The sequence below is a fragment of the Bremerella cremea genome (genome assembly GCF_039541315.1).
Classification (GTDB): Bacteria; Planctomycetota; Planctomycetia; order Pirellulales; family Pirellulaceae; genus Bremerella; species Bremerella cremea.
In genome coordinates this window covers 108,262-124,956 of record NZ_BAABFZ010000003.1, presented here as the reverse complement: position 1 = coordinate 124,956, position 16,695 = coordinate 108,262, and the positions used below count along the sequence as shown (strand labels likewise).

Genomic DNA, 16,695 nt, shown 5'->3' with positions numbered 1-16,695 from the left:
CCTACCGTTTGGCACTCGTACCATTCCCGTCGTTTAACGGCGATTTCGCACGTTTGGTCAACAGGATTGCAAGGCCAGAGCATCCCTCTGAGTCGAGCAAATAGGTGCAAAATGGGGCAGGCTGAAATTCAATCTACTGACGACATTCCAGGGATTCTCGGAGGACACCCGGCGGTGAGCGATCATCATTCAGGCGGCTCAGGTTCGGACAAACCTTTGCTGATCGGCATCGTTGTTATCTTGGTGGCTTACGTGGTGGCCTCGGCCCTTGGGTGGACAGCTTCGCCCAAAGCGATCGCCGGGCCGGAAGCAGCAGCGGCTGCCCACGACGAGGGGGCCCATGCAGAAGAACACCATGACGAGCATGGCGAACATGCCGTTGCCGAACATGGCGGTGGTCATGGCACACATCATGCTTTGCCACATGTTTGGGCGGTGGCCCCGTTTGTGATGTTGCTCGGAGCGATCGCGGTCTTCCCGCTGCTCAAGGCAACCGAGCATTGGTGGGAAAGCAACACCAATCGCTTGATTGTGGCGGTGGTTCTTGCCGGTATCACCTTGTTCTATTACATGACGATCTACGAAGAGGCGAGCCTGTCGGCTGTCTGGCATCGGATCGATCACGCCATCCTAGGCGAATACATTCCGTTCATCGTGCTGCTCTTTTCACTGTATGTGATCTCGGGCGGTATCCGAATTTCCGGCGACTTGAAAGCACATCCTTCGACCAACGCCGCGTTTATGCTGGTGGGTGGTTTGCTGGCAAGCTTCGTCGGTACGACCGGTGCGGCGATGCTGCTGATTCGTCCTTTGCTTGAAACCAACAAAGAACGTCGCTACCGTCAACACACGGTCGTGTTCTTCATCTTCGTGGTGTGTAACTGTGGTGGTTGCTTGCTGCCGATCGGCGACCCACCACTCTTCCTGGGTTATCTCCAGGGGGTCGACTTCTTGTGGACGATGACGGCACTGTGGAAGCCTTGGTTGTTGACCAACTTCCTGTTGCTGGTTGTCTACCTGCTGCTCGACAAGTTTTATTACTACCCGAAAGAATCGAAGGAAGACGTCCTGCAGGATGAATTCCGGACGACTCCTTTGCAAATTCGCGGCTTGATGCCGAACGCTCTCCTGCTTCTGGGGGTGATCTTCTCGGTCGCGCTGCTCGATCCAACCAAGCCACTGCCTGGCATCGGTTGGTACCCGTTTGTTTATCTGCGGGAAGTCGTGCAGTTGGCACTGGTCGGTCTGAGCGTCTGGCTTGGTAGCAAAGCAATTCGCGAAGCCAATCGCTTCAATTACCACGCCATCGTGGAAGTGGCTGCCTTGTTTGTGGGTATCTTCATCTGCATGCAGCCAGCTTTGGAAATCTTGAACGAACAAGGCCCAAGCCTGGGGATCGACACCCCGATGAAGTTCTACTGGATTACCGGTGGTCTCTCGTCGGTGCTCGATAACGCCCCGACTTACCTGGTGTTCTTCAAGACCGCCTTCCCGAATATGGATGCCAGCATGATCCAGGCCGCTTTGGCCGATGCTTCCGGCAAGAATCACTTCGAGCTGGTCGCGATCAGCTTGGGGGCCGTGTTCATGGGGGCTATGACCTACATCGGCAACGGTCCAAACTTCATGGTCCGGGCAATCGCAGAAGAAGGTGGCGTGAAAATGCCAAGCTTCTTCGGCTACATCCTGTTTTTCAGCATCCCGATTCTGTTGCCGATCCTGGCAATCGTCTCGCTGGTCTTCCTGCTGTAAAAACGCGGACTGGCAGAAAACGCCGCATTGGGAAAGTTCACCCTTTGCGGCGTGGGGAAGATTATCCGATACTATGGACGGTAGCTGCGAGGACCGGACCGCGTAGTTTCGATGACTTTCCACGGATGAGAAGCGATACCGACGGTGGACTACACCTACGTCCGTCACGACCGTGACTTACAAGCTCTTTGCCAAACGTTGGCTTCGGACGAGCACATCTTCTTCGATACCGAGTTCATCTCGGAGGATGTGTACCTGCCCGATTTGTGCCTGATCCAAGTGGCTAGCCGCTCTGGTCTTGCTGTAATCGACCCGAAAGGGATGATCGATCTGACCCCATTTTGGGATCTGATTACCAGCGACCAGGTGACGGTGGTGGCCCATGCGGCCCGCGAAGAGTTTCTGTTCTGTTTCCGCGCAAACGGAAAATGGCCGACTCGGCTATTCGATACCCAGGTTGCTGCCGGACTGATCGGGATGGAGTTCCCTGTTTCGCTCAGCAATCTGCTGACGCGGCTTCTGGGTGAACACTTGCCCAAGGGAGAAACTCGCACCAATTGGCGTGGCCGACCGCTGTCGAAACAGCAGATCGAATACGCCCTGAACGACGTGATCTTCCTCGATCAGATCTACCGGCAGTTGGTCGAGCAGCTCGAAAGCCTCGGCCGCATGTCGTGGATGACCGACGAGATGAACCGTTTCCAGAACGCGTGGGAAGACTATTCGACCCGGCCTGGCTGGCGGAGCGTTTCTGGCATCGGCAACTTGAATCGTCGCGCCCTGGCGATCGTCCGTGAAATCTGGACCTGGCGAGATCACCACGCCAAGTCGCAGAACGTGCCACCACGCCGCATCCTTCGCGACGACCTGATGGTCGAACTGGCGAAGCGAAAGTCGGCCAAGGTTTCGCAGATCAAAGCCCTGCGCGGCATGAACCGTCGCGACCTCGACCCCTACATTGAAGATCTCGCTGACTGCGTTCGCCGGGCGATCGAACTTCCAGACGATCAATGCCCCGTGAATCATCGTGGGACGGCCAGTTCGCAATACACCGTTCTGGGGCAGTTTCTCAGCGCCGCTCTGGGTAGTATCTGCCGCGAAGCCCGGATTGCCCCAAGTCTCGCATGTACCATTCAAGATGTGCGCGATTTGGTGGCCTATCATTTAGATGGAGCGGGTGAGGTACCTCCCCTGGCGAAGGGGTGGCGTGCCGAAGTTATCGGTCGCACCTTTGAAGACCTGCTGGATGGGACCCTGGTGGTCAAAATTGGGGACCCTCGGGCCGACGAACCACTGGCATTCGAGCAGCACTCCAATCAGGCTGAATAGAGAAGCCGTTTCATTTCCAGGGCTGGACTGTGAAGGACAAGGATTGTCGTGATTTGCCCCCGACGATCTTCCTGAGCCAATGTCTGTATTTCGATTAGTATGTTTCCCGGCCCTGGCATTCGTCCTTGGATGCTGCCTTGCTTCTGTGGTATTCGCCGCGGACGAAGCCGTCGAGACCAGCCAGCCGCCGCTGCAGCTGTTTGCCACCGGGCTGGCCGGGCACAGTGCAATGTGCTGCGATGGTAATGGCAACGTCCTAGTGACCAACTATCGCCATCTCGGTTCGGTCGGAAAGATCAGTACCGAACTCGGCGCTCTGGTTCTGTGGGATGCTCCTAAAGCGAATGCCGACCAGGAGGAACCCTTCCCTCTCGTCGGACTGGCGATCGACGACGACCAGCGTGTGTTGACGCTCGATGCGGAGCATGGCCGGCTATTGCGTTGGAACCCCGAAACCAAGATGGTCGGCATCCTGGCTGATCGATATCAGGGTCGCCGTTTCGATTCGTTGTTCGCGGTCGACGTCGGGCCTGGCGGAAATATTTATTTCACCGAGCCGGAGCGTTCTTCCGGAGATGGTGCCAACGGCGCACTATACCGCTTTGATGTCGCCACCAATCGTCCGCAGCTTCTGGCGGATGGCTTGCATCAGCCAACCGGCATGGTGCTTTCGTCGGATGGCAAGTCGCTGCTCGTGGCCGAGTCGGCTCAGGCCCGTATCGCGGTCTTCCAATTTAAAGACGATGCCTCGGCTGAAAAGATCGCCACCTACTTTCTGACCGTGATGCTCGATGTTGACAACGCCAAAGAGATTGGTCGTCTCGGGCATGTAACGCTTGACCGACGTGGTTGGTTGTATGTCGCCTTGTGGGATCGAGGCGAGATTGCCGTGATCGATACTACCAGCGGCAAGTTGTTGGAGCTGATCCCATGCGGCAGCGATCGCGTGTTCGGTCTGACGTTGTGGCAAGACGCCTTACTGATGTCGATCCCCAGCAAAGAAGCAATCTATCGATACGATCTTCGCCCGCTGATTGGCCGCCACGCTCCGTAACGGCCTGCTCTTTCTGGGATCGGTCTAGTCAAGCGGATTGGTATGCATCCATCGTTGCAGGTCGAGCATCGGCTGCTGATCGACTTCAATAATGCCGCGACGTGGTCGATCGAGGTCGACGACAATGAACACCAGCAGCACGATTAACAGGGTCAGCACATAGATGGCGATCGAGGCTCGCGTGCCCGATAGGCCGGCCGAGAATCCGACGACCAGCCCGGTCATCAAAAAGGTCATGTACAGCAGGATTAAGACCAACTCAGGAACATGCCGACCGAGCGCCGCGTCTCGTTCGCCAAACGAGTCGGCGACATCGTTCAGCGACTGAACATAGAGTCCCGTCAGCACTGGATTCGGATTCGCCTTGGCCGCATCGGTGGCCTGCTTCCACGTCGCCTCGAAAGCGTCGGCGATATCTTTGGTCAGCTCCTTGCGGACATCGCCGTGCGAGAGGTCGACAGTGCTTTCCTCGATACGCAGGTCGAGGTAGTTCTGAATGTTGGCCCGTGCCGAATCACGGATATCGTCTGGCAGAAGCTCGGTGCGAAGGTAAGCAGTGCCGATCGCGTTCGATTCTTTCACGACTGCCACGCTACGGTTGTCGTACCGCTGGAGCGATAACGAGAAGGTGAACCCCAGCAGCAAGCCAAGGATCCCCAACATCGCGCCTTGGATCGAAGAGACGTGGCCGCGGGTTGCTTCCGAAACGGCCGACTCGTACTTACGACCGCAGCGATAGCCGATCTCGACAATCGCTGCCATAGTCGCGAAGAGGATGGCCACAATCACGATGGTTGGCAAGGCGTACATTAGTTCTCGCATACCATGGGACAACGCTACGTTGCCGGACAGACCGAAGCGTCCAGGAGGGAACATCAGCGACGCCAAGCCAGACGCCGGTCACGACTTGCCTTGGCTGCAGCCAGAGGGCCCGCGTCACAAGCGGGCCAACCAACCGTTTGCCGCGTCGCCGCGACGCTTCAAATATCGTTCCGATTTCAGCGGTCGTCAATCATTCGTTCCTCTGCTTGCCGATTGGGATGATTGCGCACGAAAAAAGGCCAGGCCGCTCGATCGGCTCGAGGGGCCTGGCCTTGGTTGGATCTCGTCAGGTTCGCGAAGCGAAGCTTATTGGTAGCGGCTGAATGGGGTTGGGCTCAGCGGTGCTGGGCTGGGGCTGGCCGGCGGATTGGCCGGGCCACCAGCTGGCGGCTGGAACCGTTGCGACTGGGCTGGCATCTGCGGCGAGGCCGTTTGAATAACCGCACCATAGAAGTGGGTCGATTCTTCGATGGCCAATCGGGTCGTTGGGTCTTCGCAGCGAACTTCCGCACGGAAGGTGTGGTTGCCTTCGCTGCGACCGCGAGCTTTCACTTTCACGACCACTTCCTGGCCGGCGTTGACCGATGCGACAGGGCTCATCTGAACCACGTCGCCCTGGATGGTCCCCTTCCCGCCTTCGATGGCGATCGGTTCGATGCTGTTGCCGAAGCTGATCGTCATCATCACGCCGCGGGCTTCTTTCGTACCGCGGTTGTTCAGGCGGAATTCGTATTCCACTTCCTGTCCGACTGGGATCGGACCGGTTGGATCGTTGACGGCCAGTTTCAAGTCGGCGACCGACTCGACACGGGTCACCATTTCATGCTGGCTATTGAGGCCTTGATCGGCGTTGGCAGCGACCTGCAGAACGTTGTTCCCTTCGGTCATCAGCGTCGCGATGATCTGCAGTGCCTTCTCGGAATTTGGTTCCAAGGTTGGCATGCTCCAGACCACCTTGCCGGCGGCTTCGTCATATTCACCACCATGCGAGGCCGACAGGAACTTCGAGCCTTCTGGCAGTCGAGCTTCAACTTGAACGGCACTTGCCGGAGCGTTACCAGCGTTGGCAACGATCACGGCGTAGCTGGCCGTGGTAGCGGCGTACTTGATGGCTGGCCCCTGAGCGTTGACAGCCAACTCGGCGCGACGGACCAACACGTCATGCTGAGCCTGAGCAAAGAGCCCGTTCTCGGCAGCCGTTTCGGCTCGCAGCGACAAAGTGCCGGCCTGCTTGGCGGTCAGTTCCAGTTCCAGAACTTTCTGATCGCCAGGACCGATGGTGCCAATTGAATCGATAACCGTTGGGTTCTGCCCCTTCTTGATCGGCATGATCGTGATCGAAACGTTGTCGGCCGGGCCACTACCCGCGTTGCGAGCGATGACTTTGAAGATCTGCGAGTCGCCGAACAAAATATCGTTCGGGCCTTCGATCACCATTTCCAGCTTCGGTTCGAGAACCGAGAGTTGCGACTTCATCTGCAATGGAGCGAAGGCAACTTCCAGACCCAGTTCAAACGAACGCGTCTGCGTCGCGATCAGGGTCAGTTCGAGGTAGCCTTCATTACGCCCGAGTAGAACGGGGATGTCCCATTCGACTGCCTGCCCACCACTTTGCGTGGCGATTTGTCGAGGCGAACCCAAGGTGCCTCGCAGATCTTGCAGTTGAATCCCTTGCGGCAGTGGGACATGAATGGTTAACTGGCGGGCATCGTCCTTGCCCAAGTTGCGAGCGTAGATGCGGTAGTTGGTTGGTTTGCCCAGCACCATGGTTTTCGGACCGGTGGTTTCGATGGCCACGGCTGGATTGTTGACAGCGAACAAGCTATTCGCCGAAACCGGACCACTGGGGGCGGTTGGTAGCGTTGCTTCTACGCTGGTCGTGGCTGGCGAGCGTTGTGGCATCGCGGTGCGTGCCGGAGCGGCTGGTTCGGTCGATGGCCATGGCTGAGGCCTGCCAGCTTCACTGGGCTTCGGGCCGGAACCAATCGATGCGGCGCCGTTGGCGGCTGGCGTGGTCGATGCTGGCATATAACGAAACGGAGCCGCGGCAGCCGAGTTGGTTGGCTGATTCGGCATCGCTTGTGGATGCGACTGGGGAGCTTCCAGTTCCGGAGATTGCTGAGGTGCTTCTTCCGGAGCGGCGGCTGGTGGATTGGTGCGGAGGCGACGTAGTGCTTCATCTAGCGACGAAGGAAGCCCTGTTGGGGCGGGACTGGGGCTGGATGGCACAGGTTCCAGAGCGGGACTGGTCAGCTGGCCATACCGACGACGGCTTGATTGACGTGCGCCCGACTCGCCAGAGGTTAGAATCGTTTCCGTTTCGGGCCAATCGCCCGTGGCGGAATCGATCCGAGCCGGCATCGGTTGCAGCGGTACCGAGCTATCGGGAGCGCTGAAGCGACTTGGCGCCGGGGACGACATGTCGTGAACGGTAGATTGCTTGCCTTCGGCGGCAACTTCCCGCTGGGGCATCAAACCTGAAATGACAACGTGGCCAAGGGCAGCCAGGACAATCAGTCCCGCGGTTCCCAGAATTGCGCTACGATGCATCATTGAATTTCCTGTCGTCCGTCAAAACAATATTTGGATTCCACTCTCGGTATCGGTTATTCGGAGATTACCGGTTTAGGAAATTGTTCGGATTTTGGAAAATGGATGGTTTGGGCACCCTTTTCCGGATGTTCCGGTTTGATGTAACTCCATTGAAAGCAACTACTTCGTGACCACTTCACGCAAAGAACAGATCCTCAGCCTGCTGGAATCGGACCCAAATGACGCCTTTTTGAGGTACGGGCTGGCGATGGAACTCCGCAAAGAAGCCAGTTATCCCGAGGCTCGGGCCGAGTTTGAAAAGCTGATGCGTGGCAATCCGCCGCACGTGGCGGCCTGGTTCATGTGTGGGCAAATGTTGGCCGAAATGGACGAAATTGAAGAGTCCCGAACTGTCCTCCGCGAAGGGATCGAAATTGCTCGCCAGCAAGGAGATGCCCATGCCGCCGGAGAAATGGGCGAATTGCTGGCATCGCTGGGGAGTTTCGGCGAGTAACTCCACGCCCAGGTGGTAAACCGGTTAGAATAAAACGAATCGGCTGGTTGCGTTGGGGCATCCAAGCCGAGGGCAGCCAGGTCCAGCGATCCAACAAGACGCTGGCAACCGGTCTCGTCCTGCCGAGCCGAGAAAAGCGAGCAGAGAAAAGGGAGTCGGAGTGCAATTCCAGCTAGCGTCCGCGTTCAAACCAGCCGGGGATCAGCCTGCCGCGATCGAGGCTTTGACCGAAGGGATCAAATCGGGCAAGAAGCACCAGTGTCTGCTCGGGGTGACGGGTTCCGGTAAGACGTTCACCATGGCGAACGTCATTCAAAACATGCAGCGTCCGACGCTGGTGATCTCGCACAATAAGACCCTGGCCGCGCAGCTCTATTCCGAGTTCAAAGAGTTCTTCCCCAATAACGCGGTCCATTACTTCGTCAGCTATTACGACTATTACCAGCCGGAAGCCTACATTCCGCAGCGAGACATCTATATCGAAAAAGATGCCTCGATCAACGACGAGATCGACCGGTTGCGTCTGGCGTCGACCAGTGCTCTGGTCAGCCGTCGCGACGTGGTGATCATCGCCAGCGTCTCGAGTATCTATGGCTTGGGTTCGCCAGACGACTATAAGAAGATGATGGTCAGCATCCGGAAAGGACAGATCGTCGATCGCGATGACATCCTTTCCAAGCTGGTCGACATTCTTTACGAACGAAACGATGTCTCGTTTGAACGCTCGAAGTTTCGTGTCCGCGGCGACTGCCTGGAGATCTGGCCATCGTACGAAGAGTTCGCCTACCGGATCGAGTTATGGGGAGACGAAGTCGAGCAGTTGGCGATCATCAACCCAACCTCTGGCGAGATCATTTCGCACCAGGAACAACTGTTTATCTATCCGGCCAAGCACTTTGTGATGCCGGAAGAGCGGATCGAGAAGGCGGTTCAAAAGATTCGAGCCGAACTGAACGGTCGCCTGGAAGAGCTGAAACAGGCCGGCAAACTGCTGGAAGCCCAGCGATTGAATGCCCGAACCCGCTTCGATCTCGAGATGATGCAGGAAGTCGGCTTCTGCCCTGGGATCGAAAACTACAGCCAGCCCCTTTCGGGCCGTCCTTCGGGGGCTCCGCCAAGCACGCTGTACGACTTCTTCCCCGACGACTTCCTGTTGTTCGTCGACGAATCGCACGTGACGGTCTCGCAGATTTCAGCCATGTATCACGGCGACCGCAGCCGCAAGATGAACCTGGTCGAACATGGTTTCCGCTTGCCAAGTGCTCTGGACAATCGCCCGCTGAAGTTTGCGGAATGGGAAAACATCCTCAACCAAACCGTGTTCGTCTCGGCGACTCCTTCCAATTACGAGCTGGAAAAGACCGCCGGTGAAGTGGTCGAACAGATCATTCGTCCGACTGGGCTGCTTGATCCGGTGGTGGAAGTCTGCCCGGCTCGTGGTCAGGTGCCGCACTTGCTCGAGCAGATTCGGGAACGCGTGGCAGCCGGTGAACGAACTCTGGTCACGACCCTCACCAAACGCCTGGCGGAAGACCTTTCGCACTACTTCTCGGAACAAGGAATTCCATGCAAGTGGCTCCATAGCGAGCTCGACGCCTTCGAGCGTGTCGAGTTGCTGCGTGACCTGCGAGAAGGCAAGTTCGACTGCCTGGTCGGCGTGAACCTTCTGCGCGAAGGTCTCGACCTTCCGGAAGTTTCTTTGGTGGCGATCCTGGATGCCGACAAGGAAGGCTTCTTGCGTAGCGAAACGTCGCTGATTCAGACGATCGGTCGATCGGCTCGTAATGTGAATGCCAAGGTGATCATGTATGCCGACCGGATTACGGCCGCCATGCAAAGTGCCATCGATGAAACGGCCCGTCGTCGCGAGATCCAGCAGGCATACAACGAAGAGCACAACATCACGCCGGAAACGGTCAAAAAGAACATTCGCCGGGGGATCGAGGCGGAAGCGGACGCCCATCGCAAAGCGAACCAGGCTGTTGGCTTGACCGACGATTCCGAGATCATCACCCAGGAATACATTTCCGAGCTGCAAAAGGAAATGATGGACGCGGCCGAGAATCTTGAGTTCGAACGAGCCGCCGCCATTCGTGACCGAATCTCGAAGATGGAAGATTCAATCGGCAAAAAGAAGAGCGAAGTCGATGTCAAAGATGGCGGTAAAGGCCGCAAGAAGGGACGTCGGACCCGCGGTGGCGGCAAGATCCCGCGCCCCAAGAAAGGGGCATCTTAAAGCGATTGCGTGCCAGCACTGCTGCCGCATGCATGGTGATGTAGGAAAGCTGGTCAGAGCTTGACGAGGCCGTCGGAACGGTATGGGGCGAAATTTCGATTTTGCCGATTTTCCGAGGCCCAATTGGCCGACTCTAGAAGACGTAAGTGTGTCAGGTTGCCGAATCGACGCGACCAGAAACGCGCCGAGACTGCGCGACGACAACCATCATCCTGGAGTACGTACAGAATGACCAAGCTGATCCCCTTCACCTTTGTTTTGGCGATTGTCGCCCTGACCTCGCAGGTCAACGCTCAAGAGCTGAAGGTTGTCGATCACGACAAGCCGGAGACCCCGACGGTGGAAGAAATGCCGTCGCTGGGCAACGCCACTCCGGAGATGTGGTTCTACCTGCAAGAACTGCGACGCTATGAAGATCCATCGGCGGCTCGCCGTCGTCGTGCGGAACTGACCGCCGCCGCTCGTCGTTCGCGGATGTTCTCGCAGCAGTGGTACGGCATCAACAACCTTCGCCCAACGGCCAATGCAGTTCCAATGATGTACCGCTACTCGGCTCACCAGTCGAATGTACCTTGGGACGCCACCCAGCACACCTACTTCCGTATGGCTACGCCTCCAGTTTCGGGTGGCCCACGCCAGTTCTAAGCCTGGTGGAAGTGACAAAACAAACGATCAAGGATCGGCCCAACCGCCGGTCCTTTTTCGTGCGCGGATCGATTACGGCGTCGGCTCTTCCAGGCGATAGTCTTTCAGCCAGTTCTTAAGCTGGCCCGCCTGAAGCGGCTCGATCGATTCGAGCTCGTACGTGCTGACGCCGACATGCATCGCCGATCCTGGCCGAACGGTCACCGTCACGTGACTCGGAACGACGCTACTGCGAAACGTTTGATACTGAACGTGTCCCGCGAGCGTGCCCCAGCGCGTCTCGCAGTCGTAGGAAAGAATCCGCCAGTCGTCATCGGTCGCCAGGCAAATCGTGCCACCGGTAACCAGCGTGTCGGCCGGGCGGACGGGCGCGTTGTAGGTGAACTTCAGCGTCGCAACCTTCGTTTGGGGATCGATGTCAAGGGAATGGATCGTCGTCGCTTCGTGGTCTTCCACCAACGAGATCAACGACTTTCCGCAGATCGTGTAGCCGGCATGCAGCAGCGGGAAAATCGCTTCGCCGGCCCGAGCAAGTTCTTTCTCGCGCTGCTTCCCTTTCACCAGACGCTTACGTTGGTAGTCGTTATCGTGATCGGGACCTGAGAGCGTGAAGCCATACTTGGGATTCACAGCGATGACAGATCGCTTGCCATCGCGAGTACCTGCCACGCAGATCTGCTGGTCGTCACTGGCGAACTTAAAGTGATCTTCGCTCCAATGAACGCCCAGCCCAGTGTCGTCGTTGATGGCGTTGGTATAGTGGCAGCGACCGGCGACACCACTCGCGGTGGCCTCAAGCCTTCTCCAGCCATCGATGGCGGAATCGGGCACGGTCGGCGCTTCGGCCCAAAGCCACGGCGACAGCAGGAGCAGGCAAGGTAACGAAAGCAGGTGGCGATACAACATCGAGATTCTCATCCTTGACTCGGGGGTGACAAGTGCCGCTGCAGGGGCGGTTAGCTTCCTATTGAACGCACTTCGCTGGCGTCGATCAAGCAAATTGTCGTATGTCGCGCAGCATACTGACGGGTGAGGAGGATCCAGCGAAAATGATGGCATACTGAAAGAAGAGTCATCAGCAACATCGGGAGAAACCGCGGATGAAAACTCGACTACCTTGGTTCGCGGTGATCTTGGCGGCGGCGACCCTGGTTGGAGGGGCCGCAATGGCGTTGGCACAAAAAGAAATGCAGACGCTGGGTATCGAACTGGATGAAGCCGATCCGCCTGTCGGGATCGCCATCGTCGAGCTCTACACATCGCAAGGCTGTAGCAGTTGTCCGTCGGCCGATCTGGTGCTGCGAGAATTGAAAGCGACCGCGGCCGAGTCGAAGCTGTCGATCTACCCGCTCTCGTTTAATGTCGACTATTGGAACAATCTCGGTTGGCCCGATCCTTACAGCGAAGATCTCTTTACGCGTCGTCAGCGAGCGTATGCGACGGCGATGGGAAGCCAACGCGTCTACACACCACAGATGATTGTGAATGGACGCATCGAGTTCGTCGGTTCCGACAGGGCCAAAGCGCGGAAGGCGGTCGAGTACGCGCTGAAACAAAAGACCGAAGTCGAGATCGAATTGAACGTGAAGCGAGACAAGGTAAAGCGACAGGTCGCGATTGCCTATCGATTGAAAGGACCGATCGAAGGACGGTATCTCAACATCGCCCTGGTCGATAGCCCGGCGGCGAACGAAGTCCCTAACGGAGAGAACGCTGGTCGCACTCTACAGCATGCGAACGTTGTCCGGGTGCTGCGATCGGTGGCGCTGACGGAAGCCGAAGGAAGCGTCGAAATTGAACTGCCAGCAGAATTGGCTGGCTCTGCCTGGCAGGTCGTGGCGTTCGTACAAGACCCACAGACTTTGGCGATCGTCGGTGCGACGGCGAAATGAGTCGGACCGATTGCCTGGCCTGCGAATGCTTATTGGCTGATTAAGATTCCCACTCGGATTGCCGCCGAAGAATCGAAGGCATCACAAACTGATCGAGCCGCTCGTTCGTCACAATACCGATACCGGGCCCTTCCCATCCCGCGACCGGGCTCGCTTCCGCAATCGACAGGCAAAATGCTTTGCGTATCAGATTTACGAGCCATACCGTGCTTCGTTTGTCTTCTGGTAGCTCGGGAAACAAGAGTTCCATGGCAGATGAAAGTGTCTTGCCATCCATGACGAACGATCTCAGCCGCTCGACCATGTTTTGGTCGAGGTGTGGGGTGCTTTCCATCGGGGGACTTCCTAACAGACATCACAAGTGGGTTTGCCAGAATGCAGGTAGATGTTCGTCAAAACCTAGCACCTAAAATGACGCCATATCCCCCTCAATATGGCTGGGGATTAAAACCCCAGCCCTGGTCCAGTCAGCAAGCCGGTCCCCACGGTGCCATCGGTGATGTTGAACATGCCAGGGAAGCGATCACGCCAGCCATCGTTGCCAGCGGGGCAATACTGGCGGCCGTTGCCTTCGATCGCAGCAATGGTCGGCAGTCTAGCCGCGATGCTGGCAGAATGCAGGAACGAAGCGCCGGGGCAGGTCAAATCCTGCACGCAAAGAAACAATCCATATTTCTGCGCGGCGGCTCCCATTAGCAGCGCTTCGGAATGCCCCTTACAAGCCTTCAAGGCGACACCACTGTAGCCCTGTTCGCGCGAGAGGAAGAGCGTTTCGAGATCGATTAGCGATTCATCAATGACCACTGGTTTGATTTCTGCAGCGGCATGCATCTTGTTCTCGGGATGCTTCCGCAAGTCACGATGCGTTGGCTGTTCGATGTATTGCACACGCTGCATCGCGGACGGACTGGCTTCCTGCAATTTCGCCAGGAAATCGAGCACGTACTGGACACTCGCACACTTCTCGTTGAAGTCTAGCGAATAAAACCAGGCAGAGATTCCCCGCTGGGCCTGAGCTTCGCTCGAAACGGCGTCGATTTTAGTGACGCGGGCGACGTCCCAGTCGAGGTCGTCGCCATTCAGTTTAATCTTCAGATGCGTGAGGCCATCCGCCGCGATCCATTGATCGAGCGTCTCGGGCAGGCCATCGCCGACGGGTGAAGTTAGTTCGCCGGCGTCGAGTGGATCGAGGGCCCCGACCAGGTGATATAGCGGCATCGTCGCGCGAGGCTCGCGTAGCGTGTACTTGTCGAGGTGTTCGCCGGCAAAGTCTTCATTCAGAAAGCTCGCCAGGTCTTCTTCAATGAACTCTGGGCCGAGCGTGTTGTAGCTGTTCAGGCCAAGGGCTTTGCCGTACGCATCATGGATGGCGGCATCGACTGGGCTGCCAGCGACCATCAAAGCGAGCATGGGAATCGCTTCGGGAAGCCCCTGCTCTGCTTCCAGTTGTTTGCCAATGGAAAGCAGCGGCTGGTGAAGCGACCGCGCGTGCTGCAGCGGATGCGCTGGCTGATTCAATTGACTGGCTTCGGCGGAAAAGCGATGTGCCGCTTCGATCATCGATTTCAGCGTTTGCTCGCTGTCGACTTGCGAAGATGGCCAGCCCCAGACATTGCCCATAGGCATCGAACCATACCCTTTGCCAATCTGGCCGGCACGGGTTTCGACGGTGATCTCGACGTTGAAGAGAGTCACATCCGTAACGACGCGCCCGCCGAACTTCATTGGGCTGCGGTATTGGATGGTTTGCGTCGAGGGGGCGACGTCGCGGATGACGATATCGGTAGGCTTGCTCATGAGTGGCTCATCCATGCAAGGAGGGGAAGGAGGAGCCACCCATGGTAAGCGTTCTCAGGCGACGTGCAATTACCCACGAAGCCTGAGGCGTTACCTGATTCGACAGCGATCGATCGCGAGAGGGTCTGCTTAGACCAGACCCTTGCGGACAGCCCAGACAGCGGCCTGAGTACGATCGGAAACACCGACCTTACGCAGAATGTGCTGGACGTGTTCTTTGACGGTCTCGTAGCTGATGTGCAGAGCCTGAGCGATTTCCTTGTTGGTCAGCCCCAAGGCCAACTGGCGAAGGACTTCGCTTTCACGCTGCGTCAGAGGAACTTCAACGTCGGCGTTCAAGCGTGGCGTCGCCAAGGCACCGGTCACACGACGCAGTTCGTCACGCGTCCAGGCGTTTTCGCCACGGTGAGCCGTGCGAATGGCGTCCAGCAGGCGATCCTTCGGATCCCCCTTCAGGACGTAACCTGCAGCACCCAGGGCCACGGCACGTGCGACGTAGGTTGGGTTGTCGTAGGTCGACAGAACGAGGATCGCCAGGTTGGGGTGATCCAGCTTCAGTCGGCCGAGGGTCGTCAGGCCGTCCCCTTCCGGCATACGAATATCTAGCAGAACGACGTCTGGTTTGACTTCGTCGACCAGCGTGATCGCAGCGTCGCCAGTCGCGGCTTCGCCGACGATCTCGATGTCGCTATCTGCCACCAGCGTCTTCAATCCGCAACGGACCACTTCATGGTCGTCTGCAACTAAGAGTCGAATTGCCATCGATTACTCCACATCAATCTCATGGTATGCCGCATCCTAGATTCTGCTGAAGAATCGAATCAAACGCGATGCTGACAGGTTCCTTCTTGGTCCCTTGGCAACATTTCATCTGAGGCAATCTCTGGCCGATCTTGCCTTTCGATACGGTTGTCTACTGTTTTTGCCCTTGGATTCGCGGTGCTCGCTGAAACGAGTTTCACGAAAAAAAACTTGCACAAGAGGTAGATACCCCACTGGTGTCGTACTCAGTTCAGCATACCACCCGCTAGAGATAAAGTAACTTAACCCGCGAAAATTGCTAGGGCTGGCACCCACAGCAGATGGATACTGACCAACTCATCGATCAAAAAACTCGGGTGTTTCAACTACTTACGCCGAGGTGCTTGCGGCCTCCCCGCACACAACGCGTGCTCGACAGTAAGCGTAAGTTGAGCACGTATTTGAGATTCTTAACGAATCGTGCTGAAACGCCGCAATAGAGTGTCAAGGAAAAAAATGGGAAATACTTCTTGCTACGGTAGCATTTGATCCCAATTTTTTAGATAGGGTTTACCGTAAGTCCCCTGCAATACGCGACATTTGGAGCCTGACGGCCGGAGGGTCACGGGGTTTTCGCGGAGAGTGTCGCGAGAGAAAAAAGAAAGAGGCGCCGGCCGGATTCGAACCGGCGATGGTGGATTTGCAATCCACTGCCTTAGCCACTTGGCCACGGCGCCTTAACTTCACCACCTTAAGTGGTGATCAGCGATTGGTCTGATTATTCCAAAATCGCTGACTTTGACAATGGTATCGGTTGCTAAGAGGCGATCTCTTTATCGATTTTCTTAACAACTGGCAAGCTTTCTCTAGTTCGCAGGAAGCAATTCTTTGGCAGCGTGCTGTTGCTGGGTGCTGGCATGGTTCGATGACCATATCCATAACCGAATACAACTCACTGCCTTAGGAAAAGGAATCTTCCGGTGCGGCAACTTTTAGCTTGGGTGACCAGTTTCACCAGGAAAGACCAACTCGTCAACCAAGCGGTTCGTCAGTTGGCCGAAATCGCTCAACAAAAGGCAGAATTGTTTGCTAGCGATCTGACCCCGGAAGAGCTGGAAGGTTACCGCCGGGCACGTCTTCGCCAAACCGTGCGAGAATATGTCGACTCGCTCCGCCAGCAGCGGCCTGAATCGAGCCGACAGCGTCAGCAATTGCTCGATGCCATCCTCGATCGCCTGGCAGTGGGCGAGAATATTTCGTCAGTCCCAGCGATCGAAAGCTGCGAAGCCCCCCGACAAGCGGCATAATCGCTAAGCTCACCGACAATCGGAAATAATTCTCACCACGACGCGATTCGTGAAGGTTTCGGCCTGCGATCTTT

14 protein-coding genes and 1 tRNA gene are annotated in these 16,695 nt (G+C 56.9%); 8 read left to right on the top strand and 7 right to left on the bottom strand.

Features of this window, described 5'->3' with window-relative positions; genetic code table 11:
• Positions 1-174: 174 nt before the first annotated feature.
• From ABD890_RS02740 to ABD890_RS02730, 3 genes are all read left to right on the top strand, one after another.
• Complete coding sequence (locus tag ABD890_RS02740; RefSeq protein ID WP_345085620.1) at positions 175-1,752, top strand: sodium:proton antiporter; 1,578 nt, start codon at positions 175-177, stop codon at positions 1,750-1,752.
• Between the two features lie 144 nt (positions 1,753-1,896).
• Positions 1,897-3,081 carry a ribonuclease D gene (locus tag ABD890_RS02735; RefSeq protein WP_345085617.1) on the top strand — a complete coding sequence of 395 codons (1,185 nt, stop codon included), beginning with the start codon at positions 1,897-1,899 and terminating at the stop codon, positions 3,079-3,081.
• 145 nt (positions 3,082-3,226) lie between these two features.
• A complete protein-coding gene (locus tag ABD890_RS02730; RefSeq protein WP_345085614.1) occupies positions 3,227-4,135 on the top strand; it encodes an SMP-30/gluconolactonase/LRE family protein in 909 nt (302 codons plus the stop codon).
• Between the two features lie 24 nt (positions 4,136-4,159).
• Here the strand turns inward: ABD890_RS02730 and ABD890_RS02725 are convergent, their stop codons facing one another.
• Positions 4,160-5,011 (bottom strand): bestrophin-like domain, encoded by an 852-nt coding sequence (locus ABD890_RS02725; RefSeq protein ID WP_345085611.1) that lies wholly within the window; start codon positions 5,009-5,011, stop codon positions 4,160-4,162.
• A 252-nt stretch (positions 5,012-5,263) separates the two neighbouring features.
• Complete coding sequence (locus ABD890_RS02720) at positions 5,264-7,510, bottom strand: COG1361 family protein (protein WP_345085608.1); 2,247 nt, start codon at positions 7,508-7,510, stop codon at positions 5,264-5,266.
• Between the two features lie 166 nt (positions 7,511-7,676).
• Here ABD890_RS02720 and ABD890_RS02715 point away from each other — a divergent pair, with 166 nt between their 5' ends.
• The 3 genes from ABD890_RS02715 to ABD890_RS02705 all read left to right on the top strand — a co-directional run bounded on the left by ABD890_RS02715 (position 7,677) and on the right by ABD890_RS02705 (position 10,884).
• Positions 7,677-8,003, top strand: a complete 327-nt coding sequence (locus tag ABD890_RS02715) for a tetratricopeptide repeat protein (RefSeq protein WP_345085605.1) — start codon at positions 7,677-7,679, stop codon at positions 8,001-8,003.
• Positions 8,004-8,163: 160 nt separating this feature from the next.
• A complete protein-coding gene (gene uvrB, locus ABD890_RS02710) occupies positions 8,164-10,239 on the top strand; it encodes an excinuclease ABC subunit UvrB (protein ID WP_345085602.1) in 2,076 nt (691 codons plus the stop codon).
• 228 nt (positions 10,240-10,467) lie between these two features.
• On the top strand, positions 10,468-10,884 hold the full coding sequence (locus tag ABD890_RS02705) for a hypothetical protein (RefSeq protein WP_345085599.1): 417 nt from the start codon (positions 10,468-10,470) through the stop codon (positions 10,882-10,884).
• 72 nt (positions 10,885-10,956) lie between these two features.
• Here ABD890_RS02705 and ABD890_RS02700 read toward each other — a convergent pair whose 3' ends face one another.
• Complete coding sequence (locus ABD890_RS02700; RefSeq protein ID WP_345085596.1) at positions 10,957-11,790, bottom strand: hypothetical protein; 834 nt, start codon at positions 11,788-11,790, stop codon at positions 10,957-10,959.
• A 194-nt stretch (positions 11,791-11,984) separates the two neighbouring features.
• Here ABD890_RS02700 and ABD890_RS02695 point away from each other — a divergent pair, with 194 nt between their 5' ends.
• On the top strand, positions 11,985-12,776 hold the full coding sequence (locus tag ABD890_RS02695; protein WP_345085593.1) for a DUF1223 domain-containing protein: 792 nt from the start codon (positions 11,985-11,987) through the stop codon (positions 12,774-12,776).
• A 40-nt stretch (positions 12,777-12,816) separates the two neighbouring features.
• On the opposite strand, the gene ABD890_RS02690 is transcribed toward ABD890_RS02695, so the two are convergent.
• The 4 genes from ABD890_RS02690 to ABD890_RS02675 all read right to left on the bottom strand — a co-directional run bounded on the left by ABD890_RS02690 (position 12,817) and on the right by ABD890_RS02675 (position 16,051).
• A complete protein-coding gene (locus ABD890_RS02690; protein ID WP_345085590.1) occupies positions 12,817-13,110 on the bottom strand; it encodes a hypothetical protein in 294 nt (97 codons plus the stop codon).
• A 110-nt stretch (positions 13,111-13,220) separates the two neighbouring features.
• A complete protein-coding gene (locus ABD890_RS02685) occupies positions 13,221-14,573 on the bottom strand; it encodes an enolase C-terminal domain-like protein (RefSeq protein WP_345085587.1) in 1,353 nt (450 codons plus the stop codon).
• Positions 14,574-14,702: 129 nt separating this feature from the next.
• A complete protein-coding gene (locus tag ABD890_RS02680; RefSeq protein WP_345085584.1) occupies positions 14,703-15,335 on the bottom strand; it encodes a response regulator in 633 nt (210 codons plus the stop codon).
• 644 nt (positions 15,336-15,979) lie between these two features.
• Positions 15,980-16,051 (bottom strand) — tRNA-Cys (locus ABD890_RS02675).
• 243 nt (positions 16,052-16,294) lie between these two features.
• On the opposite strand from ABD890_RS02675, the gene ABD890_RS02670 reads away from it, so the two are divergent.
• Entirely contained in the window at positions 16,295-16,621 is a 327-nt protein-coding gene (locus ABD890_RS02670) for a hypothetical protein (RefSeq protein ID WP_345085581.1), read from the top strand.
• Positions 16,622-16,695: the final 74 nt, after the last annotated feature.